This is a genomic window from Streptomyces sp. NPDC018947 (assembly GCF_044390505.1).
Lineage (GTDB): Bacteria > Actinomycetota > Actinomycetes > Streptomycetales > Streptomycetaceae > Streptomyces.
Window position 1 is genome coordinate 178,007 of the sequence record NZ_JBIRZD010000011.1, and the last position, 18,407, is coordinate 196,413.

Sequence of the window (18,407 nt, forward strand, 5' to 3'; positions counted from 1 at the left end):
AGAGGTAATTCCAATGGCTGGACCCCAGCGCCGCGGAAGCGGTGCCGGTGGCGGCGAGCGGCGGGACCGGAAGGGCCGTGACGGCGGCGCTGCTGCCGCCGAGAAGACCGCGTACGTTGAGCGCGTCGTCGCGATCAACCGCGTCGCCAAGGTTGTGAAGGGTGGTCGTCGCTTCAGCTTCACCGCGCTGGTCGTGGTGGGCGACGGTGACGGCACCGTGGGTGTCGGTTACGGCAAGGCCAAGGAGGTGCCGGCCGCCATCGCCAAGGGCGTTGAGGAGGCCAAGAAGCACTTCTTCAAGGTCCCCCGCATCCAGGGCACCATCCCGCACCCCATCCAGGGTGAGAAGGCTGCCGGCGTCGTGCTGCTCAAGCCCGCGTCCCCGGGTACCGGTGTTATCGCCGGTGGTCCGGTGCGTGCCGTGCTCGAGTGCGCCGGTATTCACGACGTGCTGTCGAAGTCGCTCGGCTCCGACAACGCGATCAACATCGTGCACGCGACCGTGGAGGCCCTGAAGGGCCTGCAGCGTCCCGAGGAGATCGCGGCCCGCCGTGGTCTGCCGCTCGAGGACGTCGCCCCCGCGGCTCTGCTGCGTGCGCGTGCCGGGGCGGGTGCGTAATCATGGCGCAGCTCAAGATTACGCAGGTCAAGTCCTACATCGGCAGCAAGCAGAACCACCGCGACACCCTGCGCAGCCTTGGTCTCAAGGGCATCAACACGCAGGTCGTCAAGGAGGACCGTCCCGAGTTCCGCGGCATGGTGCACACCGTCCGCCACCTCGTGACGGTCGAGGAGGTCGACTGATCATGGCGGAGCAGAACCCGCTCAAGATCCACAACCTCCGTCCCGCCCCGGGCGCCAAGACCGCCAAGACCCGCGTCGGTCGTGGTGAGGCGTCGAAGGGTAAGACGGCCGGTCGTGGTACGAAGGGCACGAAGGCCCGTTACCAGGTTCCGGAGCGCTTCGAGGGTGGCCAGATGCCGCTCCACATGCGCCTCCCGAAGCTGAAGGGCTTCAAGAACCCGTTCAAGACCGAGTTCCAGGTCGTGAACCTCGACAAGCTGGCCGCGCTGTACCCCGAGGGTGGCGAGGTCACCGTCGAGGGCCTCGTGGCCAAGGGTGCCGTTCGCAAGAACAGCCTCGTCAAGGTCCTCGGCCAGGGCGAGATCTCCGTGGCGCTGCAGGTGACGGTCGACGCCGTCTCCGGCTCCGCCAAGGAGAAGATCACCGCCGCCGGCGGTACCGTCACCGAGCTCGTCTGAACCTTTCAGGCGTCTCGATGACTTGAGCGATCCCGACCGGGGATACCCCACAAATGGGGTATCCCCGGTTGGTCGTTCCAAGGGTGGTGGTCCCGCCGGTAAGGTGGCCTGCGCTGCCCTCTTTCACGGGTGCTACACATGGGGCACCCTGAGCGGCAGTTGACCGTTATCCCTTAGTCGTCAGTCGAACCTCAAGACCGTCACCCTTGACGCAGAAGCGCGGGGGTCGCAGGAGGCACCGTGCTCACCGCGTTCGCCCGGGCGTTCAAGACGCCCGACCTGCGCAAGAAGCTGCTCTTCACGCTCGGCATCATCGTGGTGTACCGACTCGGTACCCACATCCCCATTCCCGGCGTCGACTACAAGAGCGTCCAGGAGTGCGTGGACCAGGCGTCCGGCAACCAGGGCCTCTTCGGTCTGGTCAACATGTTCAGCGGTGGCGCGCTGCTGCAGATCACGGTCTTCGCGCTCGGCATCATGCCGTACATCACGGCGAGCATCATTCTGCAGCTGCTGACCGTGGTGATCCCGCGCCTGGAGGCCCTGAAGAAGGAAGGCCAGGCGGGTACGGCGAAGATCACGCAGTACACCCGCTACCTGACCATGGCGCTCGCCATCCTCCAGGGCACCGGCCTGGTGGCCACCGCGCGCAGCGGCGCCCTGTTCTCCGGCTGCACCGTCGCCGGCCAGATCGTTCCCGACCAGGCCATCTTCACCACCGTCGTGATGGTGATCTGCATGACCGCCGGTACGGCCGTCGTGATGTGGCTCGGCGAGCTGATCACCGACCGCGGTGTCGGCAACGGCATGTCGATCCTGATGTTCATCTCGATCGCCGCGACCTTCCCGTCCGCCCTGTGGGCCATCAAGAAGCAGGGCGACCTGGCCGGCGGCTGGATCGAGTTCGGCACGGTCATCCTGGTCGGCCTGGTGATGGTCGGTCTCGTGGTCTTCGTCGAGCAGGCCCAGCGGCGCATTCCCGTCCAGTACGCGAAGCGCATGATCGGACGCCGTTCCTACGGCGGCACGTCCACCTACATCCCGCTCAAGGTGAACCAGGCGGGTGTGATCCCCGTCATCTTCGCCTCGTCGCTGCTCTACATTCCGGCGCTGATCGTCCAGTTCTCCAACTCCCAGGCGGGCTGGGCCACCTGGATCACGAAGAACCTCGCCGACACGGCCGCGACGCCGCACATCATTCTGTACTTCTTCTTGATCGTCTTCTTCGCCTTCTTCTACGTGGCCATCTCGTTCAACCCCGAGGAAGTCGCGGACAACATGAAGAAGTATGGTGGCTTCATCCCGGGCATCCGGGCTGGCCGACCGACCGCTGAGTATCTGAGCTACGTACTCAATCGGATCACCTGGCCGGGTTCGCTGTATCTGGGTCTGATCGCTCTCGTCCCGACAATGGCGTTGGCTGGTTTCGGGGCAAACCAGAACTTCCCGTTCGGTGGTACCAGCATCCTGATCATCGTGGGTGTCGGTCTCGAGACGGTGAAGCAGATCGAGAGCCAGCTCCAGCAGCGCAATTACGAAGGGTTCCTCCGCTGATGCGAATCGTCCTCGTCGGGCCGCCGGGTGCCGGAAAGGGAACGCAAGCCACCCGCCTTGCCGAGACGCTGCACATTCCGCACATCTCCACGGGCGACCTGTTCCGCGCGAACATCAGCCGGCAGACCGAGCTGGGCAAGCTCGCCAAGTCCTACATGGACGCCGGAAACCTCGTCCCGGACGAGGTCACCATCGCCATGGCGAAGGACAGGATGGAGCAGCCCGACGCCGAGGGCGGCTTCCTGCTGGACGGCTTCCCCCGCAACGTCTCGCAGGCCGAGGCGCTGGACCAGCTCCTCGAGACCGAGAACATGCAGCTCGACGCGGTGCTGGACCTCGAGGCCCCCGAGGACGAGGTCGTCAAGCGGATCGCCGGCCGGCGTGTGTGCCGCAACAACTCGGCGCACGTCTTCCACGTGACGTACACGCCGCCGAAGCAGGAAGGCGTCTGCGACGTCTGCGGCGGCGAGCTGTACCAGCGGGACGACGACTCCGAGGGGACGGTCCGCAAGCGGCTCGAGGTCTACCACACGCAGACCGAGCCGATCATCGACTACTACAAGGCGCAGGGCCTCGTGGTCACCATCTCCGCGATGGGGCCGGTGGACGAGGTCACCGCTCGGGCGCTGGAGGCGCTGAAGCGGGACAAGTAGTTCTCCTCGCGCGTGGCCACAGCCGCGGTTCCCTCCGGGGGCCGCGGCTGTGGTGCGTGGTGGGGAGGGGTGCCGCGGCGGCCGCCCGCGGCAGGGGACCGGCGCGGGCCCCGTATCGTTGGGTGAGTCCGTTCCCTTCCGGTCCAGAAAGGCCGCAGCCCCCATGGTGCAGATCAAGAGCCCCGAGCAGATCGCCAAGATGCGTGAGGCGGGGCTGGTCGTCGCCGCCATCCACGCGGCGACGCGGGAGGCCGCCGTGCCCGGCGCCACGACCAAGGACCTGGACCAGGTCGCCCGCAAGGTGCTCGCGGAGCACAACGCCAAGCCGAACTTCCTCGGCTACGGCGGCTTCCCGGCGACCATCTGCACGTCCGTCAACGAGGTCGTCGTCCACGGCATCCCGTCCGACGAGGTGGTCCTCAAGGACGGGGACATCATCTCCATCGACTGCGGCGCGATCATCGACGGCTGGCACGGCGACGCCGCCTACACGGCCTTCGTCGGCTCCGGTCACGCCCCGGAGCTGGTCGAGCTCTCCCGGGTGACCGAGGAGTCGATGTGGGCCGGCATCGCTGCCATGAAGCAGGGCAACCGGCTGGTCGACATCTCCCGCGCCGTCGAGACCTACATCCGCCGCCAGCCCAAGCCCGGCGGCGGCAAGTACGGGATCATCGAGGACTACGGCGGCCACGGCATCGGCACCGAGATGCACATGGACCCGCACCTGCTGAACTACGTCGACCGCCGCCGCGGCAAGGGTCCCAAGCTGGTCCCCGGCTTCTGCCTCGCCATCGAGCCGATGGTCTCCCTCGGCACCCCGCGCACCGAGGTCCTGGAGGACGACTGGACGGTCATCACGACCGACGGGACGTGGTCCTCGCACTGGGAGCACTCGGTGGCGCTGACGGAGCAGGGCCCGCTGGTGCTGACGGCGCCGGACGGCGGCAAGGCGAAGCTCGCGGAACTCGGGATCACGGCGGCACCGGACCCGCTGGGCTGAGCGTCGGTGTCCGAAAGCCTCCGCCGGTGCCGGGTGGCCACCCGGTTGCATAAGGATCTCGGGCGTGGGGCAGACTTCCTCGTTTCGTCTTTTCGGGGATGCTGACGTAGACTGACTCGTCGGCTCCAGTGCACCCGTATGCCTGCATCAGCTCGCAGGGCGCAACGGAGTCGATCAAGGTAGTCGATTCGAAGGGCGAAGCGTGGCCAAGAAGCAAGGTGCCATCGAGATCGAGGGCACTGTCGTCGAGTCTCTTCCGAACGCCATGTTCAAGGTCGAGCTCCAGAACGGCCACCAGGTCCTGGCACACATCAGCGGCAAGATGCGCATGCACTACATCCGCATCCTCCCTGACGACCGGGTCGTGGTGGAGCTGTCTCCGTACGACCTGACGCGTGGCCGGATCGTCTACCGGTACAAGTAGATCTTGCCCACGCCCCGCGGTCTCCGTGGGGCCGCCGGCAACTGACCCGGAGAACCTCACCCCATGAAGGTCAAGCCGAGCGTCAAGAAGATCTGCGACAAGTGCAGGGTGATCCGCCGTCACGGTCGGGTCATGGTCATCTGCGACAACCCGCGCCACAAGCAGCGCCAGGGCTGACGCACGACCGTTCCCTCCGCGATTCGCATGACTTCGCGCGACGCGAGCTGAACATGTTCATACGCAGGACCCGGGCACCCAGGTGCCCGACACCCCCGGTTCGGAGGCCGGGGACCCGGTTCGTACCTGATACGGCGGCCGGGAACCGGTTCTGTGGAAGACCTCCGACAATCAACTGGAGCCATTGAATGGCACGCGTTTCCGGTGTTGACATCCCGCGCGAAAAGCGCGTGGAGATCGCCCTCACCTACGTGTTCGGCATCGGCCGGACCCTTTCGCAGCAGACGCTGGCCGCCACCGGCGTCGACCCGAACACCCGCGTCCGCGACCTCTCCGAGGAGCAGCTCGTCGCGATCCGCGAGTACGTCGACAACAACATCAAGACCGAGGGTGACCTCCGTCGCGAGATCCAGGCCGACATCCGCCGCAAGGTCGAGATCGGCACCTACCAGGGTCTGCGTCACCGCCGCGGTCTGCCCGTCCGCGGTCAGCGCACCAGCACCAACGCCCGCACCCGCAAGGGCCCGCGTCGCGCCATCGCCGGTAAGAAGAAGCCGGGCAAGAAGTAGTCCGCAGCGGACTCGCCGTCCAGCGGTCTTCGCTGTAGGACCGACCACCTCCCGTAGGAGAACGACATGCCCCCCAAGGGACGTCAGGGCGCTGCCAAGAAGGTGCGCCGCAAGGAAAAGAAGAACGTCGCTCACGGCCACGCGCACATCAAGAGCACGTTCAACAACACCATCGTGTCGATCACGGACCCGTCCGGCAACGTGATCTCCTGGGCCTCCGCCGGCCACGTCGGCTTCAAGGGCTCCCGGAAGTCCACGCCGTTCGCCGCGCAGATGGCCGCCGAGTCGGCTGCCCGCCGCGCCCAGGAGCACGGCATGCGCAAGGTCGACGTGTTCGTCAAGGGCCCGGGCTCCGGTCGTGAGACCGCGATCCGCTCCCTCCAGGCGACCGGCCTCGAGGTCGGCTCCATCCAGGACGTCACGCCCACCCCGCACAACGGCTGCCGTCCGCCGAAGCGTCGTCGCGTCTGACCTCGCTTCGCCAGGGATTTCCGGGCGGTACGGCTCTTTCGGGTCGTGCCGCCCGTACCCTTGCAGTACAGAGTCGGGCGTCAAATAGCGGGCGCCCCTGACTGAAGGATCACCACATGCTGATCGCTCAGCGTCCCTCGTTGACCGAAGAGGTCGTCGACGAGTTCCGCTCCCGGTTCGTCATCGAGCCGCTGGAGCCGGGCTTCGGCTACACCCTCGGCAACTCCCTCCGCCGCACCCTCCTGTCGTCGATCCCCGGCGCTGCTGTCACCAGCATCCGCATCGACGGCGTCCTGCACGAGTTCACCACCGTGCCGGGCGTCAAGGAGGACGTCACCGACCTCATCCTCAACATCAAGCAGCTCGTGGTCTCCTCGGAGCACGACGAGCCGGTCGTGATGTACCTGCGCAAGCAGGGCCCGGGTCTGGTCACCGCCGCCGACATCGCGCCCCCGGCCGGTGTCGAGGTGCACAACCCCGACCTCGTCCTCGCCACGCTCAACGGCAAGGGCAAGCTGGAGATGGAGCTGACCGTCGAGCGCGGTCGCGGTTACGTCTCCGCCGTGCAGAACAAGCAGGTGGGCCAGGAGATCGGCCGTATCCCGGTCGACTCGATCTACTCGCCGGTTCTCAAGGTCACGTACAAGGTCGAGGCCACGCGTGTCGAGCAGCGCACCGACTTCGACAAGCTGATCGTCGACGTCGAGACGAAGCAGGCCATGCGGCCGCGCGACGCCATGGCGTCCGCCGGCAAGACCCTGGTCGAGCTGTTCGGTCTCGCCCGCGAGCTGAACATCGACGCCGAGGGCATCGACATGGGTCCGTCCCCGACGGACGCGGCGCTGGCGGCCGACCTCGCGCTCCCGATCGAGGAGCTCGAGCTGACCGTCCGGTCGTACAACTGCCTCAAGCGCGAGGGCATCCACTCCGTGGGTGAGCTCGTGGCGCGTTCCGAGGCCGACCTGCTCGACATCCGCAACTTCGGTGCGAAGTCGATCGACGAGGTCAAGGCGAAGCTGGCCGGTATGGGCCTCGCGCTCAAGGACTCGCCTCCCGGGTTCGACCCGACCGCCGCCGCGGACGCCTTCGGCGCCGACGACGACGCGGACGCCGGTTTCGTGGAGACCGAGCAGTACTGATCCGGCTGCCGGTCCTCGTGGCCGGTCGCTCGGTTCCCCGCGCCCCTTCGGGGCGCGGATCCTCCGGGGCGCCCGAGAAGGCGCCCCGGATCTCCGACAGGCGACCGCCTGCTCGGATACTGACTCCGGTACCTGATACGGCCGGGGCAGACACCTAGGAGAAACACCATGCCGAAGCCCACCAAGGGTGCCCGTCTGGGCGGCAGCGCCGCGCACGAGAAGCTGCTCCTCGCGAACCTCGCGAAGTCGCTGTTCGAGCACGGCCGCATCACCACGACCGAGGCGAAGGCGCGCAAGCTGCGTCCGTACGCCGAGCGTCTGGTCACCAAGGCGAAGAAGGGCGACCTTCACAACCGCCGTCAGGTGCTCCAGGTCATCACGGACAAGAGCATCGTCCACACGCTCTTCACCGAGATCGGTCCCCGGTACGAGAACCGTCCCGGTGGCTACACCCGGATCACCAAGATCGGCAACCGTCGCGGCGACAACGCGCCCATGGCCGTCATCGAGCTGGTCGAGGCGCTGACCGTGGCCCAGCAGGCCACCGGTGAGGCCGAGGCCGCCACCAAGCGTGCCGCCAAGGACGCCGAGGCCGCCGAGACCAAGGTCGACACGGCCAAGGCCGACGACGCCGCCGAGGAGTCGAAGGACGCGTAAGCGTTCTGCCGGTGGCTGTGCGGTCGCAGGTGCGGCTTTCGTCGTGTCCGGTCGCGCAGTTCCCCGCGCCCCTTGAGGGCGTTGGCGGGTCCGTTCCTTCACGGGAGCGGGCCCGCCTTCGTGTCGGTGAGAGGATCCTCGAGTGAGTGACGAAGTAGAGGCCGGGTTCGTACGGGTGCGGCTGGACCTGTCGTACGACGGGACCGAGTTCTCCGGCTGGGCCAAGCAGGCCGGCGGGCGGCGGACCGTGCAGGGCGAGATCGAGGACGCGCTGCGGACGGTGACGCGGTCCCGTGAGACGTACGAGCTGACCGTGGCGGGGCGGACCGACGCCGGGGTGCACGCCCGGGGCCAGGTCGCGCACGTCGACCTGCCGCGCGAGGTGTGGGTCGAACACCACGGGAAGCTGCTCAAGCGGCTCGCCGGGCGGCTCTCCAGGGACGTCCGGGTGTGGGCCCTCAGGGAGGCGCCCAGCGGCTTCAACGCCCGGTTCTCCGCGATCTGGCGGCGCTACGCCTACCGGGTCACCGACAACCCCGGCGGCGTGGACCCGCTGCTGCGCGGCCACGTGCTGTGGCACGACTGGCCGCTCGACGTGGACGCCATGAACGAGGCGGCCCGGGGGCTGCTGGGCGAGCACGACTTCGCCGCCTACTGCAAGCGCCGCGAGGGTGCCACCACGATCCGCACGCTCCAGGAGCTGAGCCTCGTGCGCGGGGACGACGGGGTCATCACCGCCACCGTCCGGGCCGACGCCTTCTGCCACAACATGGTGCGCTCCCTGATCGGGGCCCTGCTGTTCGTCGGCGACGGCCACCGCACTCCGGACTGGCCCGCCAAGGTGCTCGCCGCCGGTGTCCGGGACTCCGCCGTCCACGTCGTACGGCCGCACGGGCTGACCCTGGAGGAGGTCGGCTACCCGGCCGACGACCTCCTGGCGGCCCGCAGCAAGGAGGCCCGCAACCGGCGCTCCCTGCCCGCGGGCGGCTGCTGCTGAACCGCTATCCGGCCTGCGCCGCCGCCGACGCCTGGGCCTCCCCGCGGCGGTGGATCTGGCGGCGGGCGAACTCGCGCAGGTCGTCGCCGGCGCGGAAGACGTCCGTGGACTTCTGGGTGACGTCCTCGCCGCTGGGGAAGCCCGCGATGGTGAAGTAGGCGTAGCGGCCGTAGGAGTTGGTGGTGGAGCGGCAGACGGCACCCGTGCAGAAGGACTTGACGCCGCCGCCCGACAGCGAGCGCACGATGCTCTTCGTGTCGGTCTCGCCCCTGGCCTTCCGGGCCTGCGACGCCTCGTCGAAGACGGCGACACCGACGGTCACGGCGACGTCGCCCCTGGTGTAGGTGACGCGCATCAGCCGGGTGCAGCCGCCCGCGGCCAGAGCCTTCGGCAGGGTGCCCTTGGCCGCGGAGGCGCAGGTGCGGGTGTCGGCCGTCGGGCCCTTCTCGTAGACGACGTCGCCCATGGTGAGCCGGGTGCCCGGGAAGAGGATGTCCGGGCCCAGCGGGGCCTTGTCCTTCTCGACGCTGGAGACGAAATCCTCCGGGTCCAGGGGAGGCGGCGCGCTGGTCGGAGCGAAGGACGGGCCCGCGGCCGACTGGCTGGGCAGGCCGGCGCTCGTGGGGAGCTGGGAAGAGGGCGTCTTCGACGCCTGCCCGGAACCGTTCGCCGAGACGACGGCCACGGCGACGGCACCGGCGACCGCCACGGTGGCCAGCGCACCGCCGCCGATGAACATCAGCCGACGCCGCTTGTTACGGGCCTCGGAGGCCTCGGCGAGGGCCGCCCAGTCCGGGGTGTCCCCCGCGCCGCCGTTCCCGGGCTGCTGCTGTGAGTGCGGATTCCAGGGATCCCACTGCGACTGAGGTCCCCCCTGCCCAAAGCTCATGGGCGGCATCTTAGACGGGCCGCGAGGCGCGCTGGTCCGGCTGAGAAGGGGCCGCAGCGCCTAGCGTTCCCCTCATGCGGACGGGCAAAGGCGACATCTCCGGGTGGTTGGCGCGACCCGCCGGGCGGCACGCGTGGGCGGCGCTCGTGGCGGTGCTGGGGGCGTCGGCGCTGAGCGCGGCACGGGCGGCCCCGGACGGGGGCATGGACAACGCGATCGTCGTCCGGGCCGCCCGGACCTGGCTGGCCGGCGGCTCCCCGTACGACGACCCGCACTTCCTGTACCTGCCGAGCGCGGTCCTGGCCGCCGTGCCGCAGGCGGTGCTGCCGGGGGCCGTGCTGCGGGTGCTGGTGCCGTTCGCGGTGGCCGGGCTGCTGGCCGTCGGCTGGGGCTGCGCGCTGCGCCTGCACCGGGTGCCGCTCGGCAGCCGCCTCGCCGTCCTCGGACTGACCGGGCTCGCGGCGGGCTTCGCGCCGTTCGGGCACCTGGTCCGGCTCGGGAACTGGACGGTGACGGCGGCGGTGGCCCTGCCGCTGTCCCTGCTGCTGGCCGGCCGGGGGCGGTGGACGGCGGCGGGCGCGGTCATCGGGGCGGCCGTGGCGCTCAAGCCGCTGCTGGCGCCCGTGGCCCTGCTGTTCGTGTTCGCCGGGCGGTGGCGGGCCCTCGCGGCGGCCGTCCTGGTGCCCGCGCTGGCCTCCGGGGCGGCGGCGCTGCTGATGCCCGACCCGGCGGGCTTCCTCACCCGTACCCTGCCGTTCCTGCTGCGCGGCGACGACACGTTCGTACGGCTCTACGAGGCGTCCCCGGCGGCCGTGCTGCCCCGGCTCGGGGTGCCGGGACCCCTCGCGCAGGGGCTCGCCGTGACGGCGTCCGGGGCCGGGGTGCTGTGCGCGTACCTGCGCTGGCGCCGCGCCGATGCCGGGCCGCTGCGCTACGCCGAGACCGGCGCGGGCCTGATGCTGTCGGCGTTCCTCGTCTCCCGGCCCTCCTACGACCACTACCTGCTGGTCGTGCTGCCGCTGCTGCTCGCCGGGCTGCCGCGTCCGGGCGCGGTGGCGCGCGGGCCCTGGTTCTGGCTCGCCCTGGTGCCGCAGGTGCCGGGGCTCGCCTGGCCCTGGCTGGAGCCGGTGCGGCAGCGGGCCTTCAAGGACGCCTTCACCCTGGCGGTGCTGGCGGTCGTGGTGGCGCGGCAGGGCCTCGGCGGCCGGAAACCGGGCGGCGACCGCACCGGCGCGGGCCGGCCGTCGGAGCCGGTCGGGGAGCCCGCGGCCCCGTTTTGACCCGGCTGGGGCACGCCGGGTACTCTGCACAGTCGTATGTGTATTGGCTTGCTCATTCTCACGTGAGGGGCCCTTACACCGGTCCACCGGGACCGATGACCAGCGACCAGCACGCGGTTTGCGTCACCGCGGTGCGGTCAGGGCTGTCGTGATCGTCTTCGGTGACCTTGTCAGGACCATTCACTGAAGAAGCGAAGGCTACGAACCGTGCGTACGTACAGCCCCAAGCCCGGCGATGTGACGCGCCAGTGGCACGTCATCGACGCTCAGGACGTCGTCCTGGGTCGTCTGGCCTCCACCGCCGCCTCCATCCTGCGTGGCAAGCACAAGGCGATCTACGCGCCCCACGTCGACACCGGTGACTTCGTCATCATCATCAACGCCGACAAGGTGCACCTCTCCGGCAACAAGCGGACCCAGAAGATGGCGTACCGCCACTCCGGCTACCCGGGCGGTCTGCGCTCCGTGCGCTACGACGAGCTGCTGGAGAAGAACCCGGAGAAGGCCATCGAGAAGGCCGTCAAGGGCATGCTCCCCAAGAACACGCTGGGCCGTCAGATGCTCTCGAAGCTGAAGGTCTACAAGGGTGACCAGCACCCGCACGGCGCGCAGCAGCCGCAGCCGTTCGAGATCACCCAGGTCGCGCAGTAAGTCCGGCCACCCCCTAAGACTGAAGAGAATCTGAGGAGCATCGTGGCCGAGACCACTGCCGAGCAGCCGCTCGAAGAGATCGACATCGACAGCTACACCACCGAGTCCGAGGTCCCCGTCGAGGGCGAGTACACCTCGGAGTCCATGGCCTCCCGCTTCGGCGAGCCCCAGCCGGCCGCCGGCCTGGGCCGCCGCAAGAACGCCATCGCCCGTGTCCGGATCGTCCCGGGCACCGGCAAGTGGAAGATCAACGGTCGCACCCTCGAGGACTACTTCCCGAACAAGGTGCACCAGCAGGAAGTCAACGAGCCCTTCAAGGTGCTCGAGCTCGAAGGCCGTTACGACGTCATCGCCCGCATCGCGGGTGGCGGTGTCTCCGGTCAGGCCGGTGCGCTCCGTCTCGGTGTCGCCCGTGCGCTGAACGAGGCGGACGTCGACAACAACCGCGGCCCGCTGAAGAAGGCCGGCTTCCTGCGCCGCGACGACCGTGCGGTCGAGCGCAAGAAGGCCGGTCTGAAGAAGGCCCGTAAGGCCCCGCAGTACAGCAAGCGCTAAGTCGCGCCTGCCTGTACTCCGAACGCCCCGGCGGCACGCCACTGTGCTGCCGGGGCGTTCGTCTATCCCCGACGTTGGGCGTATAACGGCACAAGACGTTCAGACGCTCAGACGTTCAAAGGCTTGTGTGATCGGATGGTTTTCGGGCGCTGCGTTGTGACGCGTGTCCGGGACCGCGGGAGCAGACCGCCTGGGCCGCACCGGCAGCCGCTTCCGGAACTGACGTTTCCTCAGGAGGACAAGTGGGACGACTCTTCGGCACGGACGGCGTGCGCGGTGTCGCCAACGCGGATCTGACGGCCGAGCTGGCGCTCGGCCTCTCCGTCGCCGCGGCGCACGTACTGGCCGAGGCGGGCACCTTCGCCGGACACCGGCCGACCGCCGTCGTCGGCCGGGACCCGCGCGCCTCCGGGGAGTTCCTGGAGGCCGCCGTGGTCGCGGGCCTGGCCAGCGCCGGCGTGGACGTGCTGCGGGTCGGCGTGCTGCCGACGCCCGCCGTGGCCCACCTCACCGGCGCCCTGGGCGCCGACCTCGGTGTGATGCTCTCCGCGAGCCACAACGCCATGCCCGACAACGGCATCAAGTTCTTCGCCCGCGGCGGCCACAAGCTCGCCGACGAGCTGGAGGACCGCATCGAGGCCGTCTACGCCGAGCACCGCACCGGCGCGCCGTGGGACCGCCCGACCGGCGCCGGCGTCGGCCGCGTCCGCGACTACGACGAGGGGCTCGACCAGTACGTCGCCCACCTCGTCGGCGTGCTCCCCAACCGGCTCGACGGGCTGAAGATCGTCCTGGACGAGGCGCACGGCGCGGCCTCCCGGGTGTCGCCGGAGGCGTTCGCGCGGGCCGGTGCGGAACTCGTCACCATCGGCGCGGTGCCCGACGGCCTCAACATCAACGACGGCTGCGGCTCCACCCACCTCGACCTGCTCAAGGCCGCCGTCGTCGAGCACGGCGCCGACCTCGGCATCGCCCACGACGGGGACGCCGACCGCTGCCTGGCCGTGGACCACACCGGCGCCGAGGTGGACGGCGACCAGATCCTCGCCGTGCTCGCGCTGGCGATGCGGGAGCGGAACGCCCTGCGCGAGGACACCGTCGTCGCCACCGTCATGTCGAACCTGGGCTTCAAGCTCGCCATGGAGCGCGAGGGCATCCGGTTCGTGCAGACGTCGGTCGGCGACCGGTACGTCCTGGAGGAGATGAAGGCCAAGGGCTACGCCCTCGGCGGCGAGCAGTCCGGCCACGTCATCATCCTCGACCACGCCACCACCGGCGACGGCACGCTCACCGGCCTGATGCTGGCGGCGCGGGTCGCGCAGACCGGCCGTTCGCTCCAGGACCTCGCGTCCGTCATGGAGCGGCTGCCGCAGGTGCTGATCAACGTGCCCGACGTGGACAAGGCGCGGGTCACGACCTCCGCGGAGCTGGCGACCGCCGTCACGGAGGCGGAGCGGGAGCTGGGAAGCACCGGGCGGGTGCTGCTGCGTCCCTCCGGGACCGAGCCGTTGGTGCGGGTGATGGTCGAGGCGGCCGACATCGAGCAGGCCCGGGCCGTCGCGGGGCGGCTGGCCGATTCGGTGAAGTCGGCGCTGGGGTAGTTCCGCGGGGGCGGTGCGGGGCGGGGGTCCTGTCCGGGGCCGGCCGCGCGGTTGCCCCGCCCCTTCGGGATTCACTCACCCGGCGTTGTCGGTCTTGGTCGGACGGCCGCGCAGCGTCGCCCACAGGGCCTTCTGGACCAACAGGGTCAGGGTGCCGGCCAGGACGATGCCGGACAGGTTGAGCAGGAGCTGCTCGGACGAGCCCACGGTCTGCCGGGTGTCGCCGAAGCTCAGGGCCACGGCCGCGTTCGCGGCGGCCGGGACCGTGGTGACGGAGATGGCGACGCCCACCAGGGCACCGGACTTCGCCGAGGTCAGGGACAGCACGCCCGCGACACCGGCGAGGACCGCCACCACGAAGGAGAAGGCGTCGGGGGCGTAGACGAAGCCGGTGTTGGGCCGGTCGCCCTCCAGCTTGGCCTCGCTGAACAGACCGAAGGCGGCCATGACCAGGCTGAAGCCTGCCGTCACCGCCATCGCCACCGCGAAGCCCACCAGCAGCGCGGTCACCGAGCGCAGTGCCGGGCGCCCCGCCCGTTGCACGAGGGCCGTGCAGATGCCGGCCAGCGGGCCGAACTCCGGCCCGACCGCCATCGCGCCGACGATCAGTACGGCGTTGTCGAGCACCACACCGCACGCCGCGATCATCGTGGCCAGCGTGATGAAGGCGACGTAGGTGACCGACAGCGTCGACTCCTCCTGCGTCGCCTCCCGCAACTGCTCCCACAGCACCGCGTCCGCGGGCTCGCCGGGGGCGTCCTCCTCGGCCCTGTCGGCGCGCCTGGACAGCGACAGGTCGAGGTTCTCGGCGGTGATGGCGCCGCAGTCGTCGAGGTCCAGCGCCCTCAGCCGCCCGATGAGTTCGTCGGCCGCCTCGCGGGCCACGTCGCACAGGACGACGTCGCCCTCGGGATCGCGGGCGGCGCCGGGCAGGACGACGAGGTGAGCGGTGCCGACCGTCCGGCCGATCAGGTGCACCACCTCGTCGGTCCGGTCGGCCGGGGTGATCAGGCGCAGATGCAGCATCCGGTATTTCTACCGGCAGCCGGCGGGCGGCGTCACAGCTTCCGCAGGCGCAGGCGCTGCACCTTGTGGTCCGGCCCCTTGCGCAGGATCAGGGTCGCCCGGCCGCGGGTGGGGGCCACGTTCTCCAGCAGGTTCGGCTTGTTGATGGTGCGCCAGGTGGTGCGGGCGTAGTCGAGGGCCTCCTCCTCCGACACCTGGGTGTACCTGCGGAAGTACGAGGACGGGTTCTGGAACGCGGTCGCCCGCAGCTTGCGGAAGCGGCTGAGGTACCACCGCTCGATGTCCTCGGTGCGCGCGTCGACGTACACGCTGAAGTCGAAGTAGTCGGCGAGACCGACCCTGGTGCGGCCGTCCTTGCCGGGCAGCGCGGGCTGGAGCACGTTCAGGCCCTCGACGATCAGGATGTCGGGGCGGCGCACCACCAGCTTCTCGTCCGGGACGATGTCGTAGATGAGGTGGGAGTAGACGGGGGCGGTCACCTCGGCCTTGCCCGCCTTGATGTCGGCGACGAAACGGGTCAGCGCCCGGCGGTCGTACGACTCGGGGAAACCTTTCCGCGACATCAGGCCGCGGGCCTCCAGCTCCTTGGTGGGCAGCAGGAAGCCGTCGGTGGTGACCAGCTCGACGCGCGGATGCTCGGGCCAGCGGGACAGCAGCGCCTGGAGCAGGCGGGCGACGGTGGACTTGCCGACCGCGACCGAGCCGGCGACCCCTATGACGAAGGGCGTGCCCGACTGGGAGCCCTGCTCGCCGAGGAACGTGTTCAGCGCGCCGCGCAGCCCGTCCGTGGCACCGACGTAGAGGTTGAGCAGCCGGGACAGCGGGAGGTAGATGTCCCGCACCTCGTCGAGGTCGATGACGTCGCCGAGGCCGCGCAGCTTCTCGACCTCCTCGGCGGTGAGCGGCAGCGGCGTCTTGTCGCGCAGCGCGCTCCACTCGGAACGGGTGAGGTCGACGTAGGGAGTCGCCTCCGGCCGCTGCCGGTGGGCGCTCCGGGGCATCGAGGGGACCGGAGAGATCACAGTCCATTGTTAACGGAGTTCGAACAGGGCGGCGGGTGTGCTGCGTCACGCCGAAGCCGCGCCGGTCCTGTCATGATCACGTACACGTCACGGTCGGATACCGGGTGGATCCTCGTTGATCGACTGTGGATTCCCTGTGCGTAGAGTGCGCGCGAAACATGCGGAGCCCCTCCGCAGTACTGGCAGAAAGAGCCCCCACGTGACATCGACCGCTGTCCGCCGCACCGCCCTCGCGGCCTCCGCCGCCGCCCTGGCCCTCCTCGTGACCGCCTGCGGCGGATCGTCCGACGACGGTGACAAGGCCGCCGACGGCAAGGCCAAGGGCGGCGAGAGCGCCGCGGCGGCCAAGGCGCTGACCGCCGCCGAGCTGGAGACGGCCGTCCTCGCCCAGGCCGACGTCAAGAACGGCAAGGTCACCAAGGCCGCCGCCACGGACGACATCGGTCAGGACAAGGTGAAGGCGGAGCAGGAGGCGTGCGCGCCGCTCGCCTACGCCCAGACCGGCGTCGCCGCGGGCGAGCCGGCGGCCACGGTGAAGCGGTCCTGGACCGAGGAGCCGAAGAAGCCGTCCGGGGACGAGCTGACCGAGGAGGCCCTCGGCGACGCGTTCGACCTGGACAAGGTGCTGGTCATGCTCTCCTCCTACGAGGACGGCGGCGCCGAGTCGGTCGTCGAGGATCTCAAGGCCTCCCTCGGCACCTGCGCCGGCGGCTTCGGTTACACCGCGGCGGGCCAGAAGGCCAAGGTCGCCAAGGTGACCGAGGACAAGGCGCCCGGCGGCGGGGACGAGTCGGTCGCGGTGACGCTGACCGTGGTCGGCGACGAGGGCGACTCCTTCCCGGTCAAGGCCCTGGTCAGCCGCAAGGGCTCCACCGTCGCCTCCTTCGTCGTCCTCAACCTGTCCGCGGCCGCCACCGGCAAGGACTTCCCGTTCCCGACGGAGATCAGCGACGCCCAGCTCGCCAAGCTGGGCTGAGCACCGCGGCGCGCGAGGGCGGGGCGCCCGCCGCGGAGCGATGCCGTGAGGCTATCGTTCCGCCGTGTGGCGCCCTGGCCGGTGTGCCCGCGCCGCCGGGCCGAGGGGTTCGCGGGACCAGGGCGGCCCGGTGGCCCGCAGGTCTTGTCCGGACCGAGCGGAGCACCGCCCCTGTCAACGAGGACGACACCGGAACGGTGGAGGATGACCCAGACGGAGAGAACGACTGTCGTCGACGACGCCGAAGGGGGATCCGGGCGGGGCCCGGCGGCGCAGACGCCCTTGGCGGAAGCGGCGCGGGTGCCCGTCGAGGCCGGTGCGTCCGTCCGCGGCGGCGGCCGGCTCGCCGCGCTGGACGGGCTGCGGTTCCTGGCGGCGCTCGCGGTGGTGCTCTTCCACTTCGTCGGTCAGAAGCCCCGGACGATGGAGGTCTTCTGGGGGCGGCCGTACCAGGAGACCTTCCCCCGGGTTCACGGGTACTTCGCGTACGGCCAGTTCGGGGTCGACCTGTTCTTCCTGATCAGCGGCTTCGTGATCTGCATGAGCGCGTGGGGCCGGACTCCGCGCGACTTCTTCATCTCGCGCGTCACCCGCCTGTACCCCATGTACTGGGTGGCGATCCTGATCTCCGCGGGCGTGCTGTTCTTCGTCGACACCCCGTTCGCGGACCGCGACCCGCGGGTGATCTTCGCGAACCTCACGATGATGCAGCGGCCGCTGGGCGTCAACAATCTCGACGCGGTGTACTGGACGCTCTGGCCGGAGCTCTGCTTCTACCTGACCTTCTCGGTCGTGGTCTGGAAGGGCCTCACCTACCAGCGCGTGGTCGTCTTCGCCGGGCTGTGGACCGTGGCCGCGGTGCTCGCCCCGGCCGCCGACCTGCCGTTGCTCACGCTCCTGGTCAACCCGCAGTCCGCCCCGTACTTCATCGCCGGCATGGCGTTCTACCTCATGTACCGCTTCCGGCCGACGCCGCTGCTGTGGGGTGTCGTCGCGATGTCGTGGCTGCTGGCGCTGCACTTCCTGCTGGCCCCGCGCGGCGGCCGCATCAGCTGGGAGACCTGGTCGCCGTCGTACAGCTCGCTGATCCTCGTGACCACGGTGTTCTTCGCCCTGATCGCCGCGATCGCGCTCGGCTGGTCCAGCAGGATCCGCTGGCGCTGGCTGACCGTCGCGGGAACGCTGACCTTCCCGCTGTACCTGCTGCACGACATCATCGGCATCACCGTCCTGCACCGCTACGCGGACCGCGCGGACCCGTGGGTGCTGGTGGGGGCGACCACGGCGGGACTGATCGCCTTGTCGTACGTCGTCCAGCGCTTCGTCGAGCGCCCCCTGGCCGTGGCCTCGCGGCGGTGGCTCAAGAGCGCCGACTTCGGCTGGAACCAGCCGGCGCGACGCCGCTGACAGCGGTCGGGCGGCCCGCGAGCGGGCCCGCCACGGCGTTCGTACCCCGGTGGGAATTTCCGATTTCGGGCACGCGACAACGGGTTCGTGATCGAAC

22 protein-coding genes are annotated in these 18,407 nt (G+C 69.9%); 19 read left to right on the forward strand and 3 right to left on the reverse strand.

From position 1 onward, the window contains the following. Positions 1-13 precede the first annotated feature (13 nt). From rpsE to truA, 13 genes are all read left to right on the forward strand, one after another. On the forward strand, positions 14-619 hold the full coding sequence (gene rpsE / locus ACH499_RS21925) for a 30S ribosomal protein S5 (RefSeq protein ID WP_019753099.1): 606 nt from the start codon (positions 14-16) through the stop codon (positions 617-619). A gap of 2 nt (positions 620-621) precedes the next feature. Beyond that, complete coding sequence (gene rpmD, locus ACH499_RS21930; RefSeq protein ID WP_003974250.1) at positions 622-804, forward strand: 50S ribosomal protein L30; 183 nt, start codon at positions 622-624, stop codon at positions 802-804. A gap of 2 nt (positions 805-806) precedes the next feature. Further along, positions 807-1,262: a 50S ribosomal protein L15 gene (gene rplO / locus ACH499_RS21935; RefSeq protein WP_023547373.1), complete on the forward strand. Its 456-nt coding sequence runs from the start codon at positions 807-809 to the stop codon at positions 1,260-1,262. A 240-nt stretch (positions 1,263-1,502) separates the two neighbouring features. Further along, positions 1,503-2,816 carry a preprotein translocase subunit SecY gene (secY, locus tag ACH499_RS21940; protein WP_356197782.1) on the forward strand — a complete coding sequence of 438 codons (1,314 nt, stop codon included), beginning with the start codon at positions 1,503-1,505 and terminating at the stop codon, positions 2,814-2,816. Then, positions 2,816-3,469, forward strand: a complete 654-nt coding sequence (locus ACH499_RS21945) for an adenylate kinase (protein WP_356197784.1) — start codon at positions 2,816-2,818, stop codon at positions 3,467-3,469. The genes secY and ACH499_RS21945 overlap by 1 nt, the downstream gene beginning before the upstream one ends. Positions 3,470-3,632: 163 nt before the next feature. Then, positions 3,633-4,469 (forward strand): type I methionyl aminopeptidase, encoded by an 837-nt coding sequence (map, locus tag ACH499_RS21950; protein ID WP_356197786.1) that lies wholly within the window; start codon positions 3,633-3,635, stop codon positions 4,467-4,469. A gap of 202 nt (positions 4,470-4,671) precedes the next feature. Beyond that, entirely contained in the window at positions 4,672-4,893 is a 222-nt protein-coding gene (infA, locus tag ACH499_RS21955; RefSeq protein WP_003948620.1) for a translation initiation factor IF-1, read from the forward strand. Between the two features lie 63 nt (positions 4,894-4,956). Beyond that, a complete protein-coding gene (gene rpmJ, locus ACH499_RS21960) occupies positions 4,957-5,070 on the forward strand; it encodes a 50S ribosomal protein L36 (protein ID WP_003974245.1) in 114 nt (37 codons plus the stop codon). Positions 5,071-5,258: 188 nt separating this feature from the next. Beyond that, positions 5,259-5,639: a 30S ribosomal protein S13 gene (gene rpsM / locus ACH499_RS21965; RefSeq protein ID WP_004984507.1), complete on the forward strand. Its 381-nt coding sequence runs from the start codon at positions 5,259-5,261 to the stop codon at positions 5,637-5,639. Positions 5,640-5,705: 66 nt separating this feature from the next. Next, the gene (gene rpsK / locus ACH499_RS21970; RefSeq protein WP_003956432.1) at positions 5,706-6,110 is read left to right on the forward strand and encodes a 30S ribosomal protein S11; all 405 of its coding nucleotides are present in this window, start codon (positions 5,706-5,708) and stop codon (positions 6,108-6,110) included. Positions 6,111-6,226: 116 nt separating this feature from the next. Beyond that, the gene (locus tag ACH499_RS21975; RefSeq protein WP_003966937.1) at positions 6,227-7,249 is read left to right on the forward strand and encodes a DNA-directed RNA polymerase subunit alpha; all 1,023 of its coding nucleotides are present in this window, start codon (positions 6,227-6,229) and stop codon (positions 7,247-7,249) included. A 168-nt stretch (positions 7,250-7,417) separates the two neighbouring features. Then, positions 7,418-7,906 (forward strand): 50S ribosomal protein L17, encoded by a 489-nt coding sequence (gene rplQ, locus ACH499_RS21980; protein WP_356197788.1) that lies wholly within the window; start codon positions 7,418-7,420, stop codon positions 7,904-7,906. Positions 7,907-8,048: 142 nt separating this feature from the next. After that, positions 8,049-8,903 carry a tRNA pseudouridine(38-40) synthase TruA gene (truA, locus tag ACH499_RS21985; RefSeq protein ID WP_356197790.1) on the forward strand — a complete coding sequence of 285 codons (855 nt, stop codon included), beginning with the start codon at positions 8,049-8,051 and terminating at the stop codon, positions 8,901-8,903. 4 nt (positions 8,904-8,907) lie between these two features. On the opposite strand, the gene ACH499_RS21990 is transcribed toward truA, so the two are convergent. After that, complete coding sequence (locus ACH499_RS21990; RefSeq protein WP_399017697.1) at positions 8,908-9,792, reverse strand: hypothetical protein; 885 nt, start codon at positions 9,790-9,792, stop codon at positions 8,908-8,910. 74 nt (positions 9,793-9,866) lie between these two features. Between ACH499_RS21990 and ACH499_RS21995 the strand changes: the two genes are divergently transcribed. From ACH499_RS21995 to glmM, 4 genes are all read left to right on the forward strand, one after another. Next, positions 9,867-11,072 (forward strand): glycosyltransferase 87 family protein, encoded by a 1,206-nt coding sequence (locus ACH499_RS21995; protein ID WP_356197794.1) that lies wholly within the window; start codon positions 9,867-9,869, stop codon positions 11,070-11,072. A gap of 207 nt (positions 11,073-11,279) precedes the next feature. Continuing rightward, complete coding sequence (gene rplM / locus ACH499_RS22000; RefSeq protein WP_356197797.1) at positions 11,280-11,723, forward strand: 50S ribosomal protein L13; 444 nt, start codon at positions 11,280-11,282, stop codon at positions 11,721-11,723. Positions 11,724-11,765: 42 nt separating this feature from the next. Continuing rightward, positions 11,766-12,278 carry a 30S ribosomal protein S9 gene (gene rpsI / locus ACH499_RS22005; RefSeq protein ID WP_356197799.1) on the forward strand — a complete coding sequence of 171 codons (513 nt, stop codon included), beginning with the start codon at positions 11,766-11,768 and terminating at the stop codon, positions 12,276-12,278. A 242-nt stretch (positions 12,279-12,520) separates the two neighbouring features. Then, a complete protein-coding gene (glmM, locus tag ACH499_RS22010) occupies positions 12,521-13,879 on the forward strand; it encodes a phosphoglucosamine mutase (protein WP_356197800.1) in 1,359 nt (452 codons plus the stop codon). Positions 13,880-13,954: 75 nt separating this feature from the next. Here glmM and ACH499_RS22015 read toward each other — a convergent pair whose 3' ends face one another. Beyond that, a complete protein-coding gene (locus ACH499_RS22015; protein ID WP_399017701.1) occupies positions 13,955-14,905 on the reverse strand; it encodes a DUF389 domain-containing protein in 951 nt (316 codons plus the stop codon). 32 nt (positions 14,906-14,937) lie between these two features. After that, the gene (gene coaA, locus ACH499_RS22020; protein WP_399017703.1) at positions 14,938-15,906 is read right to left on the reverse strand and encodes a type I pantothenate kinase; all 969 of its coding nucleotides are present in this window, start codon (positions 15,904-15,906) and stop codon (positions 14,938-14,940) included. Between the two features lie 220 nt (positions 15,907-16,126). Between coaA and ACH499_RS22025 the strand changes: the two genes are divergently transcribed. Next, entirely contained in the window at positions 16,127-16,903 is a 777-nt protein-coding gene (locus tag ACH499_RS22025) for a hypothetical protein (RefSeq protein ID WP_399017705.1), read from the forward strand. A gap of 204 nt (positions 16,904-17,107) precedes the next feature. Next, positions 17,108-18,310, forward strand: a complete 1,203-nt coding sequence (locus ACH499_RS22030) for an acyltransferase family protein (protein WP_399017707.1) — start codon at positions 17,108-17,110, stop codon at positions 18,308-18,310. Positions 18,311-18,407: the final 97 nt, after the last annotated feature.

Bases quoted from the DNA above. Each gene is read 5' to 3' on its own strand.
- ACH499_RS21990 (WP_399017697.1), bottom strand. From the start codon at position 9,792: ATGAGCTTTGGGCAGGGGGGACCTCAGTCGCAGTGGGATCCCTGGAAT.
- rpsM (WP_004984507.1), top strand. From the start codon at position 5,259: ATGGCACGCGTTTCCGGTGTTGACATCCCGCGCGAAAAGCGCGTGGAG.
- ACH499_RS21995 (WP_356197794.1), top strand. From the start codon at position 9,867: ATGCGGACGGGCAAAGGCGACATCTCCGGGTGGTTGGCGCGACCCGCC.
- ACH499_RS22030 (WP_399017707.1), top strand. From the start codon at position 17,108: ATGACCCAGACGGAGAGAACGACTGTCGTCGACGACGCCGAAGGGGGA.
- rplQ (WP_356197788.1), top strand. From the start codon at position 7,418: ATGCCGAAGCCCACCAAGGGTGCCCGTCTGGGCGGCAGCGCCGCGCAC.
- ACH499_RS22015 (WP_399017701.1), bottom strand. From the start codon at position 14,905: ATGCTGCATCTGCGCCTGATCACCCCGGCCGACCGGACCGACGAGGTG.
- coaA (WP_399017703.1), bottom strand. From the start codon at position 15,906: ATGCCCCGGAGCGCCCACCGGCAGCGGCCGGAGGCGACTCCCTACGTC.
- rpsE (WP_019753099.1), top strand. From the start codon at position 14: ATGGCTGGACCCCAGCGCCGCGGAAGCGGTGCCGGTGGCGGCGAGCGG.
- rpsK (WP_003956432.1), top strand. From the start codon at position 5,706: ATGCCCCCCAAGGGACGTCAGGGCGCTGCCAAGAAGGTGCGCCGCAAG.
- map (WP_356197786.1), top strand. From the start codon at position 3,633: ATGGTGCAGATCAAGAGCCCCGAGCAGATCGCCAAGATGCGTGAGGCG.
- rpmJ (WP_003974245.1), top strand. From the start codon at position 4,957: ATGAAGGTCAAGCCGAGCGTCAAGAAGATCTGCGACAAGTGCAGGGTG.
- ACH499_RS21975 (WP_003966937.1), top strand. From the start codon at position 6,227: ATGCTGATCGCTCAGCGTCCCTCGTTGACCGAAGAGGTCGTCGACGAG.
- rpmD (WP_003974250.1), top strand. From the start codon at position 622: ATGGCGCAGCTCAAGATTACGCAGGTCAAGTCCTACATCGGCAGCAAG.
- rplO (WP_023547373.1), top strand. From the start codon at position 807: ATGGCGGAGCAGAACCCGCTCAAGATCCACAACCTCCGTCCCGCCCCG.
- ACH499_RS21945 (WP_356197784.1), top strand. From the start codon at position 2,816: ATGCGAATCGTCCTCGTCGGGCCGCCGGGTGCCGGAAAGGGAACGCAA.